This window comes from Nocardioides sp. zg-1228 (assembly GCF_017086465.1).
Lineage (GTDB): Bacteria > Actinomycetota > Actinomycetes > Propionibacteriales > Nocardioidaceae > Nocardioides.
The window spans coordinates 915,333-937,648 of the sequence record NZ_CP070961.1; the positions used below are offsets into that span (position 1 = coordinate 915,333).

At 68.2% G+C, this 22,316-nt stretch carries 20 protein-coding genes; 9 read left to right on the forward strand and 11 right to left on the reverse strand.

Annotation, left to right across the window (positions count from 1 at the left end; genetic code table 11):
* Nucleotides 1–28: 28 nt before the first annotated feature.
* Complete coding sequence (locus JX575_RS04400; protein WP_186342354.1) at nt 29–1,888, reverse strand: AMP-dependent synthetase/ligase; 1,860 nt, start codon at nt 1,886–1,888, stop codon at nt 29–31.
* Between the two features lie 94 nt (nt 1,889–1,982).
* Between JX575_RS04400 and JX575_RS04405 the strand changes: the two genes are divergently transcribed.
* Together JX575_RS04405 and JX575_RS04410 are read left to right on the forward strand one after the other, a co-directional pair.
* The gene (locus tag JX575_RS04405; protein WP_186342353.1) at nt 1,983–2,183 is read left to right on the forward strand and encodes a hypothetical protein; all 201 of its coding nucleotides are present in this window, start codon (nt 1,983–1,985) and stop codon (nt 2,181–2,183) included.
* Between the two features lie 36 nt (nt 2,184–2,219).
* Entirely contained in the window at nt 2,220–2,753 is a 534-nt protein-coding gene (locus tag JX575_RS04410) for a DUF2243 domain-containing protein (protein ID WP_186342352.1), read from the forward strand.
* Here JX575_RS04410 and JX575_RS04415 read toward each other — a convergent pair.
* The gene (locus JX575_RS04415; RefSeq protein WP_186342351.1) at nt 2,722–3,231 is read right to left on the reverse strand and encodes a metallophosphoesterase; all 510 of its coding nucleotides are present in this window, start codon (nt 3,229–3,231) and stop codon (nt 2,722–2,724) included. The genes JX575_RS04410 and JX575_RS04415 overlap by 32 nt on opposite strands.
* 39 nt (nt 3,232–3,270) lie before the next feature.
* Between JX575_RS04415 and JX575_RS04420 the strand changes: the two genes are divergently transcribed.
* The gene (locus tag JX575_RS04420; RefSeq protein ID WP_186342350.1) at nt 3,271–3,552 is read left to right on the forward strand and encodes a hypothetical protein; all 282 of its coding nucleotides are present in this window, start codon (nt 3,271–3,273) and stop codon (nt 3,550–3,552) included.
* A 15-nt stretch (nt 3,553–3,567) separates the two neighbouring features.
* Here JX575_RS04420 and JX575_RS04425 read toward each other — a convergent pair whose 3' ends face one another.
* Complete coding sequence (locus JX575_RS04425; protein WP_186342349.1) at nt 3,568–3,903, reverse strand: HNH endonuclease signature motif containing protein; 336 nt, start codon at nt 3,901–3,903, stop codon at nt 3,568–3,570.
* A gap of 67 nt (nt 3,904–3,970) precedes the next feature.
* On the opposite strand from JX575_RS04425, the gene JX575_RS04430 reads away from it, so the two are divergent.
* Nucleotides 3,971–4,246 carry an excalibur calcium-binding domain-containing protein gene (locus JX575_RS04430; RefSeq protein WP_186342348.1) on the forward strand — a complete coding sequence of 92 codons (276 nt, stop codon included), beginning with the start codon at nt 3,971–3,973 and terminating at the stop codon, nt 4,244–4,246.
* Nucleotides 4,247–4,402: 156 nt separating this feature from the next.
* Here JX575_RS04430 and JX575_RS04435 read toward each other — a convergent pair whose 3' ends face one another.
* Nucleotides 4,403–6,046, reverse strand: coding sequence for an ABC-F family ATP-binding cassette domain-containing protein (locus JX575_RS04435; protein ID WP_186342347.1), 1,644 nt, complete (start codon nt 6,044–6,046; stop codon nt 4,403–4,405).
* Between the two features lie 34 nt (nt 6,047–6,080).
* On the reverse strand, nt 6,081–7,814 hold the full coding sequence (locus JX575_RS04440; protein ID WP_241005330.1) for a helicase: 1,734 nt from the start codon (nt 7,812–7,814) through the stop codon (nt 6,081–6,083).
* A gap of 123 nt (nt 7,815–7,937) precedes the next feature.
* On the opposite strand from JX575_RS04440, the gene JX575_RS04445 reads away from it, so the two are divergent.
* Entirely contained in the window at nt 7,938–8,888 is a 951-nt protein-coding gene (locus tag JX575_RS04445; protein ID WP_186342346.1) for a class II glutamine amidotransferase, read from the forward strand.
* Nucleotides 8,889–8,909: 21 nt separating this feature from the next.
* On the opposite strand, the gene JX575_RS04450 is transcribed toward JX575_RS04445, so the two are convergent.
* On the reverse strand, nt 8,910–9,095 hold the full coding sequence (locus tag JX575_RS04450) for a PspC domain-containing protein (protein WP_186342345.1): 186 nt from the start codon (nt 9,093–9,095) through the stop codon (nt 8,910–8,912).
* A gap of 184 nt (nt 9,096–9,279) precedes the next feature.
* Here JX575_RS04450 and JX575_RS04455 point away from each other — a divergent pair, with 184 nt between their 5' ends.
* Entirely contained in the window at nt 9,280–10,632 is a 1,353-nt protein-coding gene (locus JX575_RS04455) for a carotenoid oxygenase family protein (RefSeq protein WP_186342344.1), read from the forward strand.
* Between the two features lie 76 nt (nt 10,633–10,708).
* Nucleotides 10,709–11,362: a flavin reductase family protein gene (locus JX575_RS04460; RefSeq protein ID WP_186342343.1), complete on the forward strand. Its 654-nt coding sequence runs from the start codon at nt 10,709–10,711 to the stop codon at nt 11,360–11,362.
* Nucleotides 11,363–11,498: 136 nt separating this feature from the next.
* On the opposite strand, the gene JX575_RS04465 is transcribed toward JX575_RS04460, so the two are convergent.
* From JX575_RS04465 to JX575_RS04475, 3 genes are all read right to left on the reverse strand, one after another.
* Nucleotides 11,499–12,356, reverse strand: coding sequence for a YihY/virulence factor BrkB family protein (locus JX575_RS04465; protein ID WP_206054512.1), 858 nt, complete (start codon nt 12,354–12,356; stop codon nt 11,499–11,501).
* A 269-nt stretch (nt 12,357–12,625) separates the two neighbouring features.
* Nucleotides 12,626–13,399 (reverse strand): hypothetical protein, encoded by a 774-nt coding sequence (locus tag JX575_RS04470; protein ID WP_186342341.1) that lies wholly within the window; start codon nt 13,397–13,399, stop codon nt 12,626–12,628.
* A 664-nt stretch (nt 13,400–14,063) separates the two neighbouring features.
* Nucleotides 14,064–14,867, reverse strand: a complete 804-nt coding sequence (locus tag JX575_RS04475) for a hypothetical protein (RefSeq protein ID WP_186342340.1) — start codon at nt 14,865–14,867, stop codon at nt 14,064–14,066.
* 566 nt (nt 14,868–15,433) lie between these two features.
* Between JX575_RS04475 and JX575_RS04480 the strand changes: the two genes are divergently transcribed.
* Nucleotides 15,434–16,588 (forward strand): IS30 family transposase, encoded by a 1,155-nt coding sequence (locus tag JX575_RS04480; RefSeq protein WP_206054513.1) that lies wholly within the window; start codon nt 15,434–15,436, stop codon nt 16,586–16,588.
* 119 nt (nt 16,589–16,707) lie between these two features.
* Here the strand turns inward: JX575_RS04480 and JX575_RS04485 are convergent, their stop codons facing one another.
* Nucleotides 16,708–17,124 (reverse strand): hypothetical protein, encoded by a 417-nt coding sequence (locus JX575_RS04485; RefSeq protein WP_186341293.1) that lies wholly within the window; start codon nt 17,122–17,124, stop codon nt 16,708–16,710.
* 784 nt (nt 17,125–17,908) lie between these two features.
* Nucleotides 17,909–18,694, reverse strand: coding sequence for a sigma factor-like helix-turn-helix DNA-binding protein (locus JX575_RS04490; RefSeq protein WP_186341294.1), 786 nt, complete (start codon nt 18,692–18,694; stop codon nt 17,909–17,911).
* A gap of 1,388 nt (nt 18,695–20,082) precedes the next feature.
* Here JX575_RS04490 and JX575_RS04495 point away from each other — a divergent pair.
* Nucleotides 20,083–22,269 carry a hypothetical protein gene (locus JX575_RS04495; RefSeq protein WP_186341295.1) on the forward strand — a complete coding sequence of 729 codons (2,187 nt, stop codon included), beginning with the start codon at nt 20,083–20,085 and terminating at the stop codon, nt 22,267–22,269.
* The last annotated feature ends 47 nt before the right edge of the window (nt 22,270–22,316 follow it).

The window sequence follows — 22,316 nt, forward strand, 5'->3', positions numbered from 1 at the left end:
GCTGGGGTCGGAGGTTGCCCGGCCGCGCTCAGCCGGTGTAGAGGCCGTCGACCACGTCGGCGTACTTGGTGCGCACGACGCGGCGCTTGAGCTTGAGGGTCGGGGTGAGCTCCTCGGACTCGGCCGTCCACTCGTCGGCCAGCAGCTCCCACGCCTTGACCTGCTCGGGACGCGAGAGCCGCTCGTTGGCCTTGTCCACCGCCGCCTGCGCCATCGCCCGGATCTCGGGCCGGGACGACAGGTCGGCGAGGTCGATGAACTCGAGGCCCATCTTCTGCGCGACGAGGGGGGCGATCTCCCCGTCGAGGGTGAGGATCGCGACGACGTAGGCCCGGTCGTCGCCGATGGCCATCGCGTGGCCGATGATCGGCGACTCCTTGAGGTAGTTCTCGATGTTGGAGGGCGCGATGTTCTTGCCCGCCGAGGTGATGATCAGCTCCTTCTTGCGGTCGACGACGGAGTAGAACCCGTCCTCGTCGACGGTGCCGATGTCACCCGTGTGCACCCATCCGTCCTCGTCGAGGAGGGTGCGCGTGGCCTCCTCCTGCTTGTAGTAGCCCGGGGTGTTGACCGGTCCCCGGACGAGGATCTCGCCGTCCTCGGCGAGCCGCACCTCGATGCCCGGGTTGGGCCGCCCGACGGTGCCGAGCTTGAACGCGTCGGGGCCGTTGGAGGTGAAGGCGCCCGTGGTCTCGGTCATGCCGTAGACGTCGTAGACGCGCAGGCCGAGCCCGCCCATGAACTTCGCGACCTCCAGGGGCATCGGCGCCGCGGCGCTGGCGGCCCACGTCACCTGGTCGAGGCCGAGCAGCAGGCGGAGGAAGGCGAGGATCGCCTCGTCGGCCTTAGCGAAGGCCTCCTCGACCTCGGGCGTCATCTCGTTGCCGTACTCGTGGGCCTGCGTCCACGCGAGCCCGGCCGCCATCGCGTCGGTGACGAGCTTCTGGTTGGCGGGGTCGGGGTCCTCGGCGAGCTTGGCCGAGATGCCGGTCTTGATCTTCTCCCACACCCGCGGCACGCCGAAGAAGGCGGTCGGGTGCACCTCGCCGAGTGCGCCGAGCAGGCCGGCGGGGTCGGGGATGGCGTGCACGTGGCTGCCGAGGAACGGGGGAGCGTACGTCGCGAGGATCCGCTCGGCGATGTGCGCGAGCGGGAGGTAGCTGATCGTGCGCTGCGGGCCGTGCAGGCCGCCGGCGTCGAGGGTGGAGACGGCCTCGTACATGACGTTGTGGTGGGTGAGCACCACGCCCTTGGGGTTGCCGGTCGTGCCGGAGGTGTAGAGGAACGTCGCGGGCAGGTCGGGGGTGATCTGCTCCATCCGCGCGTCGACCGCGCCGGTGTCGGCGCCGCGGGCCAGCAGCTCCTCCCACGTCATCACGCGCGGGTCGTCGACCCGGTCGGCGTCGGCGAGCATGACCACGTGGCGGATCGAGTCGACCCGGTCGAGGGCCGGCTCCCAGCGCTGGTAGCGGTCGTGGTCCTCGAGCACCACGACGACCGGCCGCGACTCGCCGGCGATGAACGCGACCTGCTCCTGCGCCAGGGTGTTGTAGATCGACATCGGCACGGCCGCCGCCGTCATCGCGCCGTAGTCGGCCAGCGTGTGCGCCGTGCGGTTGGCGGCCATGATCGCCACCGGGTCGCCGGTCTGCACGCCCAGGTCGATGAGCGCGGCGGCGACCTGCCGGGTGAGCTCCCACGTCTCGGCCCAGGTGATGGTCGACCAGGTCTCGCCCGCCGCCACGTCGAAGCGGTCGGAGAACGCGGGCAGGTCGGGGTTCTCCTCGGCGGCCCGGCGCACGGTGGCCGGCATGTGGAGGCCGACGATGCGGGACTCGTAGTCCTCGCGGACGGCGAGGACGTCGGGGTCGGTCTGGGTCGCGGTCATGTGCGGGCTCCTGGGGTCGGGTCGTCGTCGGCTCGACGGTGTGGCGGGGGTCACATCATGGTGGAGCACGTCCCGGCTGGCTAGGGTTCTGCACGTGTACTCCGACCACGCCCCGTGCGCCGTCTGCGGCTCCGCGGTGCGGCTGCTGCCGCACCCGGGCACCGACGGCGACTCGACCGATGGCCCGGCCGGGCCCGCCGACGGCGTCGTCGGCGGCGGCGACCCGACCGTCGACCTGCGCGCGTGCACCAACCCCGACTGTCCCACCCGACGGCCCGACGGGCCCGACGCCTGAGTGGTGGACGAGGGACCAGTGGGGTACCGGACCGGCATGCCGACCTCAGTGCCGACCTCCGTGGGAGACCCCCCGTCCGCGGCCGCGAGCCTGATGTACGGCGTCGGGCTGGGCGGGTTCGTCGACGGGATCGTGCTGCACCAGATCCTCCAGTGGCACCACATGGTGAGCGCCGACTACCCGACCACGACCGTCGCGGGCCTGGAGGTCAACACCCTCGCCGACGGCTTCTTCCACCTCGTCACGTGGTTCGTCGTGGTCGGTGCCTCCATCGTCACGCTGGCGCAGTGGCGTCACGGCCGGCTCCCGCCGAGCTGGCGCTTCCACGTCGGCGGGCTGCTCGCCGGGTGGGGCGGCTTCAACCTCGTGGAGGGACTGGTCGACCACCAGATCCTGGGCGTGCACCACGTGCGCGACGACCTCGGCGGTCCGCTCGCGTGGGACCTCGGCTTCCTGGCGTTCGGCGCGCTGCTGGTCGCGGCCGGCTGGGTCCTGATGCGCGCGGGCTCGCGCGAGCTGGAGGACCGGGCGTGGACGCCTACGCCCGTGGCGGGAGCCGGTGGAGCGTGACGTCGCTGAGCTCTCCGTCAGCGACGCTCGCGGTCATGTAGGTGCAGTGCGGCTGGCGCCGTCGGTCGGTGGGTGAGCCGGGATTGAGCAGCCGCAGCCCGGTCGGGGCCACGGTGTCCCACGGGATGTGGCTGTGGCCGAAGACCAGGACGTCGAGGTCGGCGTACGCAGCCGCCATCCGCTCCTCGCGGCCCTTGGCCTGACCGGTCTCGTGCACCACCCCGAGGCGTACGCCCTCGAGCTCGGCCCGGGCCACCTCGGGCAGGCGCTCGCGCAGCTCCCCGTGGTCGTTGTTGCCCCAGCACGCGAGGAGCCGCGCCGAGCGCGCCTCGAGCTCGTCGAGCAGCCCGACGTCGGCCCAGTCGCCGGCGTGGACGACGACGTCCGCCTCCTCGACCGCGCGCCACACCTCGGCCGGCAGGTCGCGGGCTCGCTTGGGCAGGTGGGTGTCGGCGAGGAGCAGCAGCCGGGTGACCATGGCCCCAGTCAACTGCACGCGGGTGGGTACCTTCGAGGCATGACCCCCGATGAGAGCACCACCGACGACATGGTCGCCGAGTCCGCGCTGCAGCTGTGGTCAGCGGCCCAGACCGACTTCGACCCCTTCGAGGTCGACGCGTCCGAGTGGCCGGAGACGACCGTGCCGGTCCGCGACGTCGACATCGCCGTCGACACCCGCCTCGAGGTCGACGACGTGCGCGGCGCGCTCGAGCGCCTCGACGGGGTCAAGGTCGTGCTCGGCCGGGACGCCGGCACCCTCAGCGTGCTGCGGGTGGTGCCGGAGGACACTCCGCTGTAGGCGCCGCTGCCGCCCCTACAGCCCGGCGTGGACCTCGGCGAGCCGCGTCAGGAAGGCGCGCTCGTCGAGCCGCTTGCGGCGCAGCCAGCCGGTGACCTCGTCGTTGCACTTGCTCGCGTTGCACGACGCGCAGGCGGGCACGACGTTGAGCACCGTGTAGCGGCCGCCGCGCGAGATCGGCAGCACGCAGTCCTTCTGCAGGGCCGCGCCGCTCGCCCCGCAGTAGGCACAGCCTCCCCACGCCTCCTGCAGCCCTGCCCACTCGTCCGCGCTCAGGTCGTGCTCGACGCCCGCCATCCGCCGCTGGCGCTTCCTCGCCGCGCGGGCGCGGCGGGTCCGGGCGGCAGGCATGGCGCCAGCGTAGGGGGGATTCCCGCTTTCCCTGCGCAGGCGCGGAGGCCGGACGTACGGTCCCGGCATGACCAGGAACTTCTGCGGCGCCCTCGCCGCCCTCGCCCTCACCGCACCGCTGCTGGTGCTGACGCCGGCCGACGCGGCTGCCCCCTCCTTCCGCTCGTGCGACGCCCTCACCGCCAAGTGGCCCAACGGTGTCGCCAAGGGGCCGGCGGCGGCTTCCAAGGCGGTGCGTGACGGCTACTCCCGCCCGGCCACCACCAAGCTCGCCGTGCAGGTCTACTGGACCAACTACCGCAGCCTCGACCGCGACAAGGACGGCACGGCCTGCGAGAACTGACGCGCGGCCGCCCGTCACAGGACCGAGAAGCCGGGGGCAGCCGTCGCGGCCCGTCGCGGCGCGCAGCAGCGGGCCCGCCATGCCGCCGGCGACGGCGAGCTCCGAGGCCCCCGTCCAGGCCGGGCGCTGTCGACCTGCACTCGTCGAGGCTGGACGTCAGGCGTGGCGCACGACCAGACGGCCGCCGTCGACCTCCCACCGCTGGTCGAGCCGGACGTTGGCCAGCAGGCGGCGGTCGTGCGAGACCAGCAGGAGTGCGCCGTCGTACGACGCCAGCGCGTCCTCGAGCTGCTCGATGGCCGGCAGGTCGAGGTGGTTGGTCGGCTCGTCGAGGACCAGCAGGTTGACCCCGCGCGCCTGGAGCAGCGCCATCGCCGCACGGGTGCGCTCGCCGGGGGAGAGGCGCGCGACCGGGCTGGCGACCTGGTCGGCCCTGAGCCCGAACTTGGCGAGCAGCGTGCGCACCTCGGCCTGCGTCAGCTCCGGGACGACGGCCTCGAAGGCGTCGCCGAGCGGCAGGTCCTCCGCCAGGCCCGTGCGGGCCTGGTCGATGACGCCGATGGACACCGACGCACCCAGCGAGGCGGTGCCGGTGTCGGGCTCCGTGCGCCCGAGCAGCAGGCGCAGGAGCGTGGTCTTGCCTGCCCCGTTGGGGCCGGTGATGCCGATCCGGTCGCCCGCGTCGACCTGCGCGGAGACGGGCCCGAGGCGGAAGTCGCCGAAGCTCTTGGTCGCCTCGTTGAGCGTGGCCACGACCGCGCTGGAGCGCGGGGCGGCGGCGATGTCGAACTGCAGGACCCACTCCTTGCGCGGCTCCTCCACCTCGTCGAGCCGCGCGATGCGCGACTCCATCTGGCGCACCTTCTGGGCCTGCTTCTCCGACGACTCGGTGGCGGCGCGGCGCCGGATCTTGTCGTTGTCGGGGCTCTTGCGCATCGCGTTGCGCACCCCCTGCGAGCTCCACTCGCGCTGGGTGCGCGCCCGCTGCACGAGGTCGGCGCGGGTCGAGGCGTACTGCTCGTAGGCGTCCCTCGCGTGACGGCGGGCGACGGCCCGCTCCTCCAGGAACGCCTCGTAGCCGCCGTCGTAGACGCTGACCCTGCCCTGGGCGAGGTCGAGCTCGACGATCCGGGTGACGCAGCGTGCGAGGAACTCGCGGTCGTGCGAGACCAGCACCACGCCACCGCGCAGCCCCTGCACGAACGCCTCCAGCCGCGCCAGCCCGTCGAGGTCGAGGTCGTTGGTCGGCTCGTCGAGCAGCACGATGTCGAAGCGGCTGAGCAGGAGCGCGGCCAACGCCACCCGGGCGGCCTGCCCACCGGAGAGCGTGGTCATCAGGGCGTCCGGGCCGACGTCGAGGCCGAGGTCGGCCAGCACCGGGGCGATCCGGTCCTCGAGGTCGGGCGCACCGCTCGCCAGCCACCGGTCGAACGCCGCCGCGTAGGCGTCGTCCGCCCCGGGCTCGCCCGAGCCGAGCGCCTCGGCGGCCGACTCCATCGCCGCGGTCGCCTCGGCTGCACCCGTACGGCGCGCGAGGTAGTGCGCGATCGTCTCGCCGGGCACGCGCTCGTGCTCCTGCGGCAGCCAGCCGACGAAGGCGTCCCGGGGCGCGCACTCCACGGAGCCGGCCATCGGCGGCACCGACCCGCTGAGAAGGGACAGGAGCGTCGACTTCCCCGCGCCGTTGGCGCCGACCACGCCGATCACGTCGCCCGGCGCGACGGTGAGGTCGAGGCCCTCGAAGAGCACCCGGTGGCCGTGCCCGCCGGCGAGGTCCTTCGCGACGAGGGTGGCGTTCACGCGGAGGAGCCTACGTCCGCACCGAGGGGGCCGCTCAGGCGCCGTCCTCGACCAGGGTGGTGGCGGGCAGCCAGTCGGCGCCGAGGAGCTGGGCGAGGTCGGCGAGTCCGCTGGTGTCGCCGCCCACCGTGTCGGAGGCCGCGGCGATGCGCTCGACCATGACCTTGCCGACCTGCTCCTCGACCGTGCCCTCGGCGTAGGCGATGTGCCACGGCGAGACCTGGTGGTCGCGGTGGGTGCGACCGGTCACCTGTCGGCCGGCGATGCCCGAGAAGCGGGCCTGGTGGAAGACCCCGACCCGCGGCTCCGTGCTCGCCTGACGGCCCCCGTCCAGGGTCTCGCCGGCGTGCAGGCTGATCGAGGCGACCGTCGTGAACACGCAGACCTTCGCCTGCCCGGTCTGGAACCGGAGCCGCTCGGCCTCGGGGTCGAACCGGTCGCGGCCGTAGATCGTGGCGACCTCGATGCCGCTGTCGCGCAGCCGGTCGGCGATCGGGTCGGCGGCAGTGCCGACGAACTCGACCGAGCACGCCACCTGTCGCTCGGCCTCGACCTGCTGGGCGATCCAGGCCACCGTCGAGTCGACCCGGATCAGCCCGGCCTTCTGCCGGAAGCGCAGCAGCGCGGCCCGCCCCTTGGCGACGTTGCGGCCGCGTCGCGCGATGTCCATCTCGCGGCAGAACTCGCCCCACTCCGCCTCGTACGCCGCTCGCTCCGTGGGCGTGAGCGCCACCGGCATGCCGGAGATGGGCACCGGCCCCCACGGCGCGGCGCGGTGCAGCATCGCCGCGGGGCTCGCGTCGTCGAGCCAGCCCCGCACCAGCTCGAGGTCGGCCGCGCGCCGCGCCGGGTCGGCGGTCCACGTCGCGCCGTAGCGTCCCTGCTCCACCCCGACGCCGTGGCGCTCGAGCGCGGCGGCGAAGACGTCGCCGGGTCGGGTCGCCGACGTCCACTCCCGCATCGGCTCGCCGAGCACCTGCGCGTACGCCGGGGCGAGGTAGGGCAGCTCCAGCGGCGTGTGCCCGGGCGTCGCGGTGGTGGCGATGACGAACGGCGCCCGGTCGTGCGGCTTCCCATGACCGGAGATCCGCGCCCAGAGCTTCCACCGCTTCGTCGTGGTGCGCCGCAGGGCGTGGGCCTCGTCGGCGATGATCACGTCCCAGTCGTGGCCCGTGACCTTGTCCAGCCGGTCCCACGTGATCACGACCCACTCCAGGCCGCCGTCGCCCAGCGCGGTGATCGTGCGGCACCAGTGGCCGATCGTGATCGCGGCGGGCCGGTCGGCGACGACCAGCACCCGCTTCGCGCCACGCAGGTCGCCGACGGCCTGCGCCCCGAGCACCGCGGAGATCGTCTTGCCGACGCCGGGCTCGTCGGCGAGCAGGAACTGCCGCCCGCCCGCCTCGGCCCGCGCCGCGATCGCGTCGGCCGCCTCGAACTGGATCCGCCGCGGCTCGAGCGTGTCGCTCGGCTCGGGGGCGGGCGTCGGGTCGTCGGGGTTGAGCGTGTTCTCGATGAACCGGCCGAGGGTGTGGGGACCCGGCGCGTAGGGCTCGAGGTGCGCGGGCAGCGCGCGCCCGACGTACAGGTGGGTCTTCACGGCGGGGTGCCACGCGGCGCCGTCGACCTGGGTCCCGTAGGGGACGTCGAGCACCCACACCCGCTCGCCCGGCCCGGCGACCGGCAGCGGCCGCTGCTGCGTACGTGCGCCGCCGCGGCGCGAGGGTGCGCCGCGCCGACGAGCACCGGATCGTCGAGGGCTGGCCACCCCGGGACGCTATCGGGGTCTCCCTCACGAGCAGCCGCGCCCCGCCCATAGGGTGGCGACGCCCGTCTCGGGGCCCACCTGGACGCCGACCCCGGCGCGTCCTGTCGTCAGTGAAGGAACTCCATGTGCCGAGTGCTCGCCTACATCGGGCCGGAGACGCCGCTCGAGAGCCTGCTGCTCACACCGTCGAACAGCCTGGTCAACCAGGCCCTCGACCCTGAGCACTACCCGGACCTCCAGCTGGCGGGCTGGGGGTTCGCGGCCTGGAGCGAGCACCTGCTCAAGCCGGAGGACCCCTTCCACTACCGCCGGCCCATGGCGGCCTTCTACGACGACAACGCCCCGCACATCGTCCCCAGCCTCCGGGCCAACACGATGCTCGCCCACGTGCGCGCGGCCAGCTATGACTCGGCGGCCGTCATCGTCGACGAGAACTGCCACCCCTTCGCCTTCGACGAGACCCCCTGGGTCATCGCCCAGAACGGCGACCTGCCCCACTGGATGCTCCTGCAGAGGGAGCTGCTGCAGCACTGCGAGGACAGGTACCTCGCGCAGATGCGGGGCACCACGGACACGGAGTTCCTCTACGTGCTGCTGCTCTCGCTGCTCGACGGCGACACCGACAAGGACGTCCAGCGCGCGATCGAGGAGATGGTGGGCCTCATCGCGCAGGCGATGAAGGACCTCGACCTGCCCGCCCTGACCAAGCTGAAGATGGCGCTGGTGTCGCCCCACCGGATCATCGGGGTCAACGTCGGTCTCGGGCACCAGGGCGAGACCCACCCGGCGGGCGACTGGAAGACGCTGCGGGAGTCCGGTCCGGGCACGGACGACTTCGCCCTGTCGATGCTCCTCGAGCCGATGTACCTGCTCGTCGGCCGCCACGTGCCGCGCGACGACACCGCCTACGACTTCGAGGCGTGCGACGAGGACGAGGCGACGGCCGCCATCTTCGCCTCCGAGGCGCTGACCGAGGACGCCGACGGCTGGTCGCACGTCGAGTTCGGCCAGATCGTGTTCCTCGAGAGGACCGACGGGCGCATCACCCGGACCGTCAACACGCTGTCGGTGTAGGCGGGCGGTCAGGTGCGTGGGTCAGTCGCCCTTGGGCATGACGATCCACGCGATGACGTACGCGAGCTCGCCCGCGCCCACGAGGCCGAAGACCACGAAGCCGAGGCGGACCAGTCCCCGCGGGATCCCGAACCTGTCTGCCAGGCCGGCGCAGACTCCAGCGAGCCACCGTCCTTCGCTGGGGCGTACCAATCGTGACGTAGACATGGGCATCCTTCGGCTGGCTGAGGTCGGCGGTGCGGGGCGCAGCCATCCTCGCAGAGGCATCCGGGATGGGGCAGAAGCGACGGCGTGCCCCGGGGGCTTGCCGACAGGCGGCGCATTGACGCGTCGCGGGGAGGGGTGTCTAGTGGTGGGGCCGGCTCGGCGGCCTGATGCCAGGGAGCAGACGATGACTGCAGCGACGTACCTCGACGGCAACTTCGCGCCGGTCGCCACCGAGGTGACCGCCACGGATCTGGAGGTCACGGGGGCGGTGCCGCCGGACCTGGCGGGCAGGTACATCCGCACCGGGCCCAACCCGTTCGCAGCGGAGGCCGACACCTACCACTGGTTCGCGGGCGACGGGATGGTGCACGGCGTCGACCTGCACGGCGGCCGGCCACGCTGGTATCGCAACCGCTGGGTGCGCAGTCCCGAGGCCAGCGCGCACCTCGGTGAGTCTCCCGTGCCCCATGCGGACGGCGGGTGGTATCCCGGCTCGGGCAACACCAGCGTGTTCGCCCACGCCGGCCGGATCCTGGCCGTGACCGAGGGGTCGCTGCCCTACGAGCTGACGGGCGAGCTGGAGACGGTCGCCACGCGCAACTTCGGTGGCCCGCTCCCTGGTGGCATCAACGCTCACCCCAAGTTCGACCCGAGCACCGGCGAGATGCACGTGATGACCTACGGCTTCGACGACCCCGCGTTGCGCTATCACGTGATCGACCCTGCCGGGGAGCTCGTCAGGACCGTCGACGTCGACCTGCCGGCTCCGGTCATGCTCCACGACATGGGCCTGACCGCGTCCCGGGTCGTGCTCTTCGACCTGCCTGTGCTCTTCGACCTCGAGCTCGCCCTCCAAGGCGTCTCCCTGCCCTTCCGCTGGCGCCCCGACAACGGGGCTCGGGTCGGGCTCCTGCCCCGGGCCGGCACCGGGTCCGACGTCGTGTGGATCGACGTCGAGCCGTGCTTCGTCTACCACCCCCTCAACGCCTTCGACGACGGTGATCGAGTGATCATCGACCTGGTGGTGCACGACCATGCCTTCGCCGAGGACGGCGAGCCGTTGGCCGATCACCCCCGCCTGGAGCGCTGGACGATCGACCCGCGGGCACGCAGGGTCCTCACCGAGACGATCGACGATCGCGGCACCGAGTTCCCCCGCGGGGACGAACGACTCACGGGCCGTCGCCACCGCTACGGCTACACGATCGGCTCGTCCTCGGTGCGCGACCTCGGCGCCCTGGGCGACGACCCCCGCACCGCTGTGCGCAAGCACGACCTCGTCGGCGGCACCACCGCCGAGCTGGACCTGGGCCCCGGACGCATCTCCAGCGAAATGGCGTTCGTCCCGGCCGGCAGCGCGGCCGGCGAGGACGACGGGTGGCTGATGGGCTACGTGTACGACGCCGCGCGCGGCGCCAGCGATCTGGTGATCCTCGATGCCCACGACTTCGGACCACCGGTGGCCACGGTCCACCTGCCGGTCCGGGTGCCGCAGGGGTTCCACGGCAACTGGATCCCCGACTCCGCCCTCGCCTGAGCGGTCGGACCCGGGTGGCCAACGCGCCGTCCGGTTTCCGCCAGAACCCCGTCGCCTCGCTCGCCAGACTCGGTGCATGCACCGAGTCCTCCCTCTCAAGGTCCACTACTACGGAACGCCCGTCGTCCTGGTCTCGTCCGCCAACCCCGACGGCACCACCAACGTGGCGCCGATGTCCTCTGCCTGGTGGCTGGGGCAGCACGCAGTGTTGGGCCTGGCCGCCTCCTCCCGCACCACGCAGAACATGCTGCGTACAGGGGAGGCGGTCCTCAACCTCGCCTCAGCCGACCTGGTCGGCCACGTCGACCGGCTTGCGCTGCTCAGCGGCTCGCCCGAGCTGTCGCCGCACAAGCGTGACACTGGGTACCGCTACGAGCCGCGCAAGTTCGAGGTCGCCGGGCTGACCCCTGAGCCGTCGGATCTGATCGCCCCGGACCGAGTGGTCGAATGCCCGATCCAGCTCGAGTGCCACGTGTCGAGCCACTACCCGATCGACCCGGACTCTCCGGGAGCGCTCGCCATCCACGTCCGGGTGCTGCGCGCCCACGTGGACGATGCCGTACGGCTGCCCGGCAGCGACCACATCGACCCGAAGGCTTGGGACCCACTCATCATGAAGTTCTGTGACTTCTTCGGCGACAGCCAGCCGCTGATTCCCTCGCGGCTCGCAGCGGGCTGGAGGATGCCGGGCCGGCTCGGCGATCGGCGCTCGTGCGCCCGAAGCAGCTGACGGACGATCAACGCTGACGGTGGATGCGGATGATCGGCATCTCAACGCCGCCGGAACTGTTCACGGCGGCGGCGCAAGCGGGGAGACAGTCTCACTGGCTGCGAAGCCGACGTCGAACAGGAAGGGAAGTCGCTGGTCATGGACGATTGAGGTGGTGCGGCGTGCTGTCAGCGACGACCGCGCCCCGCTGGCCCACCGGACGTTCAGGACCCGTCGTGGAGTCATACGTGGTCTGCCTTTCGGACTCGCCGTTGACAGCGGCTCCGAACACCACCAGCAGCACGGTGAACCAGAGCCAGAACATGCTGATCACCACACCGGCCAGCGAGCCGTAGATGGTCCCGTAGGTACCGAGGTTCTGCACGTAGACGAAGAGCGCGACAGAGCCCGCCGCCCACAGCACGGTGGCGCCCACGGCCCCCCACGTCGTCCATCGCCATTGTGGGTCCTTGCGGTCCGGGCCGAACCTGTAGAGGACGGCGAGCGTCGTGCACATCAGCACCGCCATCGCCGGCCACGCCGCCACCGCCGCCACGGCACGGACGTAGCCTGGTGAACTGTCGATGGCCCGGGTCGTCACACCGGCCAGAGCGATCGCGGCGCCCAGGAAGAGCGCACCCCCAAGGACGAACGAGAGACCCAGGACCGTGCGCCGCACAAAGCCCCTGGACTCCGTCTCGTGGTAGGCCACGTTCAACGCGTCGATGAGAGCCACCATCGCGGTGGTGGCTGTCCACAAGGCGAGCCCCAGACCTACGAGACCGCGCACCGTCAGCACCTCCGCCGAAGCGGTCGTGATGCTGGTCAGCTGATCGGTCACCAGGACTTCCACCTGGGGCGGCAGCACCTCCGCAACCCCCGCGAGCTGACTACGGGCCTGCCCAGGGGTGTTGAGCGCACCGTAGACCGACAGCGCCGTCACCAACACGGGCGCGACGGACAAGACAGCGAAGAACGCGACACCGGCGCTGAGGAAGGGAAGACGTGCCTGCACTACATGCCCTGCAGCGCGTCGCACGAGTTCGCCCCAGCTCCGGGCCGACAGCCGCCCAGGAGCGACAGCATCGTCCACCCCAGCATTCGGCGATTCCCTCGAGCTCCGCGTCACCGGACCAATCATTCGCCCCACCCACCCGGGTGTCGACGCCTGACGACATACCGACTCGCGGCGGTGTGACGCAGACAGCCAAGGCCTCGCCACGCATCGGGTAGCCCCGACCGTTCAGCCAGCGAGTCAAGCGGGATCGCGATCTGCGGCTGCGATCAGCTGCCGTGTGTCATCAAGATCTTGATCTCATCCGTAGTCGGTTCAATCTGGCCTCGCCGACACTGGGGGTCGGTGACAGCGAGTCTCCAGTGAGCTGCTTCAGAGTCATCCGAAGCGTTGTCGTCGCTGGGCTCCTTGGGAATTGCAATCACCAAGACCTCGAATGCAGTTGGACATTTGACTCCGAGCAGCGCAGCGATCGCCCCATCCGGATCAGTCAGCGAAGCGCGTGCGGGTTGAAGCACTTGGGTCGCCGACGAGGCGGAACCGCCCGCATCCTCATCCTCATCCTCAGATGAAGCGGAGACAGTTACCAAGAACATCACGATCCCCACCACCACTACTGCCGCAGCAATGAACAGCTGCGGTTTAACCGCTTCGAACCGCGCACTTAGGCGAACGTACGCGCCCATCGCGAGGAGCCGACGAGTCACTCGGCCTGCTGCTTCGATCCGCGTTCCGGCGTCCTTCTCAGCTTGCTCCAAAGCAGCGAAGGCGTCCGGGTCGCTCGTCACCTCGCGGAGCGCGACGATATTGGTGAGGACTGCGTACTCGCTGTCTCGGGCTTCCGCGAACTCGTTTAAGTTCGTGGCCCAACTGCCCAGGTACGCCTCGGGATCCGCTTCAACACGAGCCCTCAACCCCGCGAAAGCAGCGTCATCCTGCAGTTCGACGAAGCTGACGGTCGCCGGCACCAGGAGAGATGTCGTTTGCCAGACGATCCATGCGACGCCGCCCAACGCAAGTAGGGCACCGAGGGCAATGAACAAGATGGCTAGTAGCGAGGGATCGACCTGTCGAGTCCGGCAAGTGGGGCCGTGCCGATGAGCAATGCACCGAGGCCAGCGAACGCGGTTGCGATCCACTTGACCACGTCCCGTGTCTGAGTGGTCGCTGCCTCCCAAGCGGCTACCTCTTCTTTGATGCGATCATCAGCATCGGCCACGAGTCACCCCTTCCGACGCAAGGACGTTTCGGACTTGGCAGCTTTCGCGGCCTCATCCTGGGCGCTTCGAAGCTCGTCGCGCGTCTTCCTCGAGACCTTGCCCCCAGAGCCGTCTGTCGGGGCCGTAGAGCTTCTACGCGTCCAGACGCTTTGCCGGCACACCAGCACGACCTTGTTGTCGTCGGACATTTCGACAGCGTTCTCCCGACCGCAGGCTTCACCAAGTTTCGCCATCTAGGGGCCCCCTCAGAACAGTGGACCTTAATCATTCCGGTAAACGCCCGCCCTAGCCAGAGGGTCCTGTCCCTGCACTGAGACCAGCGAGCGCGACACTGCGTCCCGATGTGGCATGCGCCTCGGACTCCAGGCCCGGGCAGACGCGGCGGAATAACGCATTGCGTCGTCACCGAATCTCAGCGGCTCCGGAGGCCTGACGGAGTGTGCTTCAAAGATGGGTCATAGGTGGCGCCGTGTCTGGCCACCCGTTGCTAGAAGTTGTAGCCGCTTGAGCCCATCGCGAAGAACTCGCAGGGGTCATCGAAGAGGTCCAGGGAGAAGGACGAAGTGCCGCCTGGAGCCATGGAGTCCGAGTCAGCGAAGCCGCTCTGAGTGCTGACGAGCGACCCCGACTTATCGAAGCAGGCCGCGGACACGTCGATGGGGCCGGACACCTCCTCGTCGGTCGGGTTCTTCAGAATGCCGGTTAGGTTGTCGCCGAAGTCGCCCTTGGTCAGGGCGACCTCGACGATCTCGACATCGGCAGAACCGAGGAAGTCGTCCGGCTCGCTGCCGGTGGCGGTGAAGTCGAACTCGGTGTCTTTCGCTGCCTTCACGCCGTCGATGTATACGTATCCGAATGCCCACTCTCCGGGGTTCAGCAGCTCGGGAGCGAAACCTTGCGAAGAGCCAGAGCCCATAAGCTTGCCAGCGCCATCACGCGCAGTCCCGCTCACCTCGAGGTTGGCCAGCGGGGACGCAGTCATGTTGCGGATCACGACGGGCACGGTGCCCGATGCCGGTTCGGCCTGACCTATAACAACTACCGACAGTTTTCCGTCCACGCCGTCAGGGATTGCAAACTTGCCCTTGATGTTGAGCAGCGGCGAAGTCGTCGGCTCGACCGACGCGCTCCCGACGCCATCGTCAGCGCTCGATTCGGGCTCTTCCCCGGAGCTGTCGGAGTCTGCCGGAGTTGGACCGTCCCCCGACCTCACCGTGTCGCCGGAATCCGACGCGGAGCAGCCGGACAGCAGAGCTGCGGCGCAGACGGCAGCAGCGAGTCGCTTCTTCATGGTCCCCCGACCTAGATGTTTGTGGCGTTACGCGCCGAAGTATGCCCGGGCGCCTACACAAGCGTTGGCTTTCCCGAACGAAGCCTGCTACTGGGAGAACTCGCAGAAGACCTCGGCGAGAACCCGGTCGAGTACAGCGCATCGCTCCATCGTCCGGCGGGAAGCGTTGGCACGCCCAATGCGAAGGCTGCGGCTCAAACGCCTTCGGCGTGCGTAGATGACGACGAGGGCTGCGCGCAGCGGACCTGTTCAGAGGGTGGACGGGCCCATGGATCTTTGACTCGGCGGACATTCCCAAGACGCCGAACTGGGCGACGCACATGCCCTGCCGGGAGTGCAATCAACGTGGCGGGCGCGTTCTCGCTTGGTGACGACGGCGATATCGACGGTCTTTGTCGGTCTGCGGTGTACCAAGGATGGGGTGCTCGGCTGCTACACCGGCTGCACGATTGACTACTCGCCGACCGCCGACCGGTCACCTGTTCGCCCAGGTCTAAGCGTGGCGGCCGGATCTCGGGGCGTTCTCAACCGGTCAGCGCAACACTCCTTAAGTCGAGGAGGTCGCGATGGCGCGTCAGAACTATCAGAGGTTGTCGCCAGCAGACATTGATGAGATCTGGTCGCGGATGCGTGCTGGGCACGCGGTGAAGCCGACCGCGCGATCGTTGGGATTGTCGACGAGCACGGTGCGGGCCTACTTGCTGCGTTGCGGCGGGATCAGACCTGACCCACGTCACCGCTCCGCAGGCCGGTTGGGCTTCGAGGAGCGTGAGGAGATCTCCCGCGGCCTGGCCGCCGACTTGTCGTTGCGGGCGATCGCGGCCGGGTTGGGTCGCTCGCCGTCGACGATCAGCCGTGAGGTCGCGAGCAACGGCGGCCGGCGTGGCTACCGGGCCGCGTCCGCGGACCAGCACGCCTGGGCCAGGGCGACCCGACCCAAGGCATGCAAGCTGGCCACCAACCCGGTGCTGGCTGGCATCGTGGCCGCGAAGCTTCAGCGACGATGGTCGCCCCAGCAGATCGCCGGCTGGCTCAAGCTCACCTATCCCGAAGACCCGGAGATGCACGTGTCGCACGAGAGCATCTACCGCACGCTGTTCGTGCAGTCACGCGGTGCGCTGCGCAAGGAGCTGACCGCCTACCTGCGCACCGGTCGGGTGATCCGACGCGTGCACGGGGTCCGGCTCCCCGACGGTCGAGGCGGGCGGCCGGGGATCGTGAACATCAGTGAGCGTCCCGCTGAAGCCGAGGACCGTGCGGTGCCCGGACACTGGGAGGGCGACCTGGTCTTCGGCAAGCAGATGAGCCCAGTGGCCACCTTGGTCGAACGCTCTACTCGCTACCTGCTGCTCGTCGGACTACCCGGCGGCAGCCACAAGGCCGACGTCGTCGCTGACGCCCTGGCCGCCGCCGTCGCGCACCTACCTGCACAGCTGGCCAAGTCGCTGACCTGGGACCAGGGCCACGAGATGGCCGAGCACAAACGCTTCACCAACGAGACCGGGATCCAGGTCTACTTCTGTGACCCCAAGTCACCGTGGCAGCGCGGGAGCAACGAGAACACCAACGGCCTTCTACGTCAGTACCTGCCGCGGCGGCTGGACTTCAAGACCCTCACCCAAGTCGACCTCGACGCCATCGCACTCGAGCTCAACGACAGACCTCGACAGACCCTCGGGTTCAAGACACCATCGCAAGCACTAGCCGAGGTGTTGCATTGACCGCCTGAGCCCGCAGGCAGATCCGCGCACTCATCGCGGCAGATCCGGGCGAGCGTAGCCGCCCTCAACGCGGCATGAGCGGACGTTCGCGTGAGAGTGTTTGACGATTCGCGAGTGCCTCAGCCGACGCCGACGATCGCGCTCAGCAGCGGTACGTCGAGTTTGCGCCTGTCCACGTGCCGGTCAAGCACGACGAGGATTGCACTACGCATCGCTGACACCTTGTCCTCACCGGCCATGAGGAGATCGGTCGGGTAGCTCACGATGAAGTCCCCGTAGCCGCGTCGCCCGACGACACGACTGGTGTTACCGAACGTCACAGTGAGGCTTTCGTCGCCGCGGCAGTCCAGGTAGTCAGCTACCCACCGAACGACTTCGGGCTGGGCGACGAGTTGCAGCCATGCACTCTCGGCCGCGTCGCTCCAGCCATCGATCTCGACCGCCTTTCCCGCCGGCCCGTGGTCGGCAGTAACCCGGTACAGCCGATCGCTCAGCCACGCGACGCTGAACGGGCGAGTAGGAGTTTCAGGTGGCACATGCGGAACGCTAGCGACAGCCCTCTCGCTGTGTCCGCACATCGGCAGATCCGGTAGCTCGCGGGGCGCCATCGCGGCGGAATGGGCTAGATCGGACTGCTCCCGATCTTCGCAGCGACCGCCGCGCTGGGCAGCTCGACGCCCGAGGTCGCCGACCAGATATCGAAGCAGGACGCGAAATAGCGACTGCAGGCGCCACCTTCCTGGCTGGCGCCCGCAGTCGTGGAGCTAGATCACCCGTTCTCGGTGACCGTGGTGGAGGGAGAACGCTGAGCGTGTCCCTTGGTCACGTACCGGCCGCTGATGGCGGAGCGGTACGCCTTGCCGGAGCCCTTGTTGCCTCCGGACTCGGTGACAGTCGTACGCGGATTCCGCGTCGCCGTCCCCTTGGTGACGTAACGCCCGGTCCTCGCGGATCGGTACGCCTTACCTGAACTGCGGCCTCTGGCCACGGCGGGTCCTCCTGACCCTCACGCGGGAGTTCGTCGAGTAGTCTTCTCGCTGCTACGACGTGACGGCTCCTCGACTGGCTCGCGCTGGTTGGAGGGCCCCACTTCTTGTGGGGCCCTATTGACTGGCCGTTGTGGCCAACCGACGTCTCTGTATAAGTGCCGAACCTCCGGTCATCCCCCGGACTTTTTCGGACTCTTGCTCCCATACCGACCAGAGGCGGCCTGCGCGACGATGCGCCGTGACACTGCGTTCGACACGCTCCGCCGAGCATCCTTGGCCGTGCGCGTTCCAAGCGAACTGCGCTCGACCTGAGCCTTGATGTTCTTGCTCATCACCCCACTCCCTTCTTCTTCAACATCTCGCGCGCCCGCGCGAGCATGCGTTCAACCGCCTTGGTGGATACCCCTAGAACACGTGCGATGTCGGACTGAGGGTGACCCGCCGCAGTCATGTACATGGCCTTGCGTACTCGCGGATCGGTGATCTCGGCCATCGCTTGTGAAGACACGATGGACGCGATCGCCTGCCGATCGACTGCTGAGGTGTGGTCGGTGTGGAAGTCCATCTCGGCGACGTCGTCGGTGAACCCGTGGCGCCAGTCGACCTTCACCTCTAGGAGCCACTCCCGGTAGATGTTCGGGAACTGGAAGATGCACTGACCCACGAAGAACGTACGTAGGGATGCGCCCTTAGTTGGGTCCCAGCGCCGCTTCATGAGCACCTTGGCCCGGAAATAGTTAAGAGCCATGGCCACCGTGAAGTTGGCCAGGCTCTCGATCTCCTCTTGGGTGAACTGTCGATCTAGGATCGTCAGCCCGAACCCCTTCGTTTTGCATCGCTCGAAGATGGTCTTCGTGGCGATCCAGCTCTTCATGACTGCGTAGCCGTACTTCGCCAGCTCGTTGGCGAAGTACTCGTAGTCGGGACCCTCGTACTTCGCCAGCGCCAGCGAGGTCACCAGCTCGACGTCGCCCTGAATGCGATCGACGTTGTCGGCGAGGTCCTGAGGTGCGGCGTCGTGCAGCCACTCTTCCGGGACTTGGTCCCGCTGAGGCCGTTGTAGTGGCTCGCCTGAACGCCCGGGCAGCCCCGGCTCGCGCTCCGGCTTCGCAGCCATGCGTCTCCTCATCGGCCAACGGCAGCTCGCAAGCTCCCTGTCGTTGACCTCTTAAGTGCTGACTCGGCCGTTACCCCCCGCACTTTCGCGAGGTTTTTCCAGAGGTACGACCCTGCAGGTCCATTGTCCGTCGCGGCACCGACAGTGCGGAGGGATGACACGGTGAGCCCTGGGCGGCCAACTGGCCTCGCGACCGCATGTCGACGTAGCGCGCCGAACCTCGGGCTGATGGCCTCAACGAATCACCCGCGTCGGCCGCGGACCTATCAGGATCCTGGAGAGGATCCACGCCCCGCCGACGAAGGACCGGAAGGTCGACCTAGACCAGGCGGTCCCGAGCTTTCGCTGCTGAGCAGGCGGCAGTGGCGCTGCTGTCCAGAGGTGAACGCGGCCGAAGGACGTGGCGCGGATGACCGGATCGCAACGTCGCACGGAACCCACGCGGGGCGCTCTCGGTCGAGTAGCCTGTCGCCCGCCGTGGTTCCGCGGGCGATCGAGCGCTGGCTTTGGGGGTTCAGTGGTTACAGCTGGTGCGTTTTCAGAGCATCGCGCCGTCGCGATATCAGACCCCCTACGCCAAGGTGATGTCCTTGAGCGTGCCTCAGGTGATGCGACGCCATGGAACCGACACCTCTTGGTGATCACCGCAGACTGCGACTTCGCGCACGACAAGCATCAAGGCAGGGTTACCTGCGTACCTCTGCTCACGAAGGACGAGTACCTTCTCGAGCTCCAGGTTCCGAGGATCCGCGACCAGGTATCAGCAAAGCTCTTGAAAGCCTGCCAGGCTGCGATGGGCGCGTACGATGCGCCGTCGATATCCGACGCGCGGTTGAAGGAGTGGCCGACAGAGCAGACCACGGAACAAATCCTCCGGACCTAGGCATTCCGGCAGGTCACGATCAAGGCGTCGGTGCATTGCTCGATGCAATGAGGTCCGTCGACGAAGCACCGACCTCCGTTGAGGCGGCTGTAACCGCGCTGGTGGATGCGCAAGCATGCCTCCCGAACTCTAGGTCTGCGAAGAACTTGACCTCCGATCTCGTTGGTCGTCTTCAGGCCGCTTTCAAGCAGCCTCCAGGCGACGCCCTTTTCATCTCGTCCCTCGCTGAGGGCTACGACTACGGGTACTTCGCCTACTTGCGGCACCTGGAGCAGATATGGCAGCCGGACATCGCTTTGGGACCGTCCAGGTCCCTGATCGGGTACCGCCGACTCTCTCGACTCCAGGAAACGTATACGCACGCTTTGGCTCAACGTTTTGCATTGGTCTATATGTCCATCGGCTTGCCGGGTGAGTACGAGGAACTTCGTGATCTTCACGCAGACCTTTTGGAAGGGGTGCTTCTGTGAGGCCGCTTGTGACTACCGTCGGTGCCCTCCAAGAGTTGGCAACCGGCATCGCTCCCGGCGCAATTGACACATCGACAACCCTGTTTGAGTGGGCAGGCGCAACTGTCGACCTGGTCCTCGCGTCGGGCGACACCGCCGATGAGTCCCGGGTCGTCATCATGCGCGACGGATTTACGGCAGACCCAGTGGTCCCCGACAGCCTTCAGCGCCACCGTCGCGAGGTAATCGGGCGGATGGCCGCGTTCGCTGGCCGTGCACGAGCAGTCGGCCCGTTAACGCTGCCTCGAGCGTGGCGCCAGTACAAATTCGACAACCTCATGGCGTTCCATGCCTCGCCGCACAACGACGGAAGCATCACGCGATGGATCGCCGAAGTTCGGTCCGGACGACAAACCGACGTCATCTTCTGGGAAGCAACTAACTCCGACAACAAGACAAGCCTGTCTGAGTTCGCGTCAAGAAAGCCGATGCCGCCGCGAATTGATGAGGAATGGGCGAACGCCGTCCGCGCGGCAGAACGGCACTTCGCAAGTCTGGAGCGCTTGGAACCGTCGGACGTCGAGATTGCGCTGCCGGAACTGGATCGATCAGCCATGAAGGGCTGGTCGTACGACACGTGGATGAGTGTCATTAGCGACGATCAGCGGGCGTTCATTGCAGCGCCGACTGACAAGGCAGTCCGGCTGCGTGGCCCCGCCGGGTCCGGCAAGACCCTTGCACTAACTCTCAAAGCGGTGGATGAGGCGCTTCGGGCGCGCCAGTCCGGCAATGAGATCCGGATCTTGATGGTGACACATGCTTGGTCTCTTGCCTCAGAGATTTCTGACTCGAAGGACAGCCTTGGACTGGGACCGCTCCCCGAAATTGAGGTGTTCCCGCTCCTCGAGATCGCGTCTGCAATCTCTCCGGGAGCGGGTGCGGCAAGCGGCGCATACAAGCTCATTGGCAACGACAGCTTTAGCGGCAAACAGGCGCAGCTAGACGAGATTCTCGACCTACTCCAGGACTTTGTACAGGGCGACTGGGTGACCTATCGCGGGCGCGTATCGCCGCCACTCCGCGCACGATTTGATTCAGAAGAGGTGGACGACCGTTTCGCGTTGGCCTGGGACCTGCTGGTGGAATTCGGCTCCGTCATCGGCGCCGCAGCCATCTTCCCCGGTGCAGGCTCTGAGAGCCGCTACCTCACCCTCGAGAGGGCAACTTGGATGCTTCCGTTGCAGACTCGGGACGACCAGCGGGTCGTATTCGAACTGTACGGGCGGTACATGGAAAACCTGGACGCGCGCGGTCTGTGGACCAGCGACCAAGTGCTGGCAGACCTGCTTAACGATCTCCAGAAGCACTCTTGGAACCGCGCGCGCCGAACCGAGGGGTACGACCTGATCTTCGTGGATGAGTTCCACCTTTTTAATCCGCTGGAACGCCAGGTACTGCACTACCTCTCTCGAGATGTCACGATCTATCCGCGGATCTTCATGGCTCTCGACCCTCGCCAGTCACCGTCGGAGGCATTCATTGGCCTCGCTTCGGACGAGACGCACGCGACAAGTACCGGTGACTCTGATGGAGAGTTGGGAGACGTTGCAAATTTTGAGCTGACGACGGTGCATCGGTATACCCCGCAGATCTTGCATCTTGTGAAGCATGTGCATCATGAGTTTCCGACGTTAGACCTCGGAGCCGATTGGAACGTGGACTTCAGTGCGGTCGAGTCGGGGCAACAGGATGGACCGCTGCCTCGGCTAGTAGCCGCCGCCAGTCGGTCAGGCGAGGAAGACGACATCGTGAAAGCGGTTCATGATCGCTACCACGCAGGCACGATGGCTCTCGCAATCGTCGATACGCGCCAGTGGCGCAGATTCAGCGAGTTGGCGGGCCGCCTCAACGGATCTCCCAAGTTCCATGTCGCCACGATCTCTGGGCGCACAGACGACGAGGGGTTGGGGTACCGGAAGCGAGGCCTTGTGGTGGGGTTGGCCGAGTACCTTGCCGGGCTTCAGTTCGACACGGTCCTAGTAGCTGGCATCCCCGATATGCAGATCGGGAGTCGTTCTCCGAACGAGCAAACCAGGCTCCTCTCCCTCCTCTACCTCGCATTGAGTCGTGCAGAGAGCGGAGTTCAGATCTTCGTCAATGACGATGACGGAGGGGTCCCAGAGGTTATGCAGCGCGCGGTCGCCAACGGCCTGGTCCGATCTGAGCGAGGCAGCCTCACATAATTCCCTCCGCCGCGTTGCGCCGCCGCCTCGAGCCGGTGCCTTGGGCG

Excerpts from the sequence above, each read along its gene's own strand:
- JX575_RS04400 (WP_186342354.1), bottom strand. The coding sequence starts at position 1,888 with ATGACCGCGACCCAGACCGACCCCGACGTCCTCGCCGTCCGCGAGGAC.
- JX575_RS04410 (WP_186342352.1), top strand. The coding sequence starts at position 2,220 with ATGCCGACCTCAGTGCCGACCTCCGTGGGAGACCCCCCGTCCGCGGCC.
- JX575_RS04415 (WP_186342351.1), bottom strand. The coding sequence starts at position 3,231 with ATGGTCACCCGGCTGCTGCTCCTCGCCGACACCCACCTGCCCAAGCGA.
- JX575_RS04420 (WP_186342350.1), top strand. The coding sequence starts at position 3,271 with ATGACCCCCGATGAGAGCACCACCGACGACATGGTCGCCGAGTCCGCG.
- JX575_RS04425 (WP_186342349.1), bottom strand. The coding sequence starts at position 3,903 with ATGCCTGCCGCCCGGACCCGCCGCGCCCGCGCGGCGAGGAAGCGCCAG.
- JX575_RS04430 (WP_186342348.1), top strand. The coding sequence starts at position 3,971 with ATGACCAGGAACTTCTGCGGCGCCCTCGCCGCCCTCGCCCTCACCGCA.
- JX575_RS04445 (WP_186342346.1), top strand. The coding sequence starts at position 7,938 with ATGTGCCGAGTGCTCGCCTACATCGGGCCGGAGACGCCGCTCGAGAGC.
- JX575_RS04450 (WP_186342345.1), bottom strand. The coding sequence starts at position 9,095 with ATGTCTACGTCACGATTGGTACGCCCCAGCGAAGGACGGTGGCTCGCT.
- JX575_RS04455 (WP_186342344.1), top strand. The coding sequence starts at position 9,280 with ATGACTGCAGCGACGTACCTCGACGGCAACTTCGCGCCGGTCGCCACC.
- JX575_RS04460 (WP_186342343.1), top strand. The coding sequence starts at position 10,709 with ATGCACCGAGTCCTCCCTCTCAAGGTCCACTACTACGGAACGCCCGTC.
- JX575_RS04475 (WP_186342340.1), bottom strand. The coding sequence starts at position 14,867 with ATGAAGAAGCGACTCGCTGCTGCCGTCTGCGCCGCAGCTCTGCTGTCC.
- JX575_RS04480 (WP_206054513.1), top strand. The coding sequence starts at position 15,434 with ATGGCGCGTCAGAACTATCAGAGGTTGTCGCCAGCAGACATTGATGAG.
- JX575_RS04490 (WP_186341294.1), bottom strand. The coding sequence starts at position 18,694 with ATGGCTGCGAAGCCGGAGCGCGAGCCGGGGCTGCCCGGGCGTTCAGGC.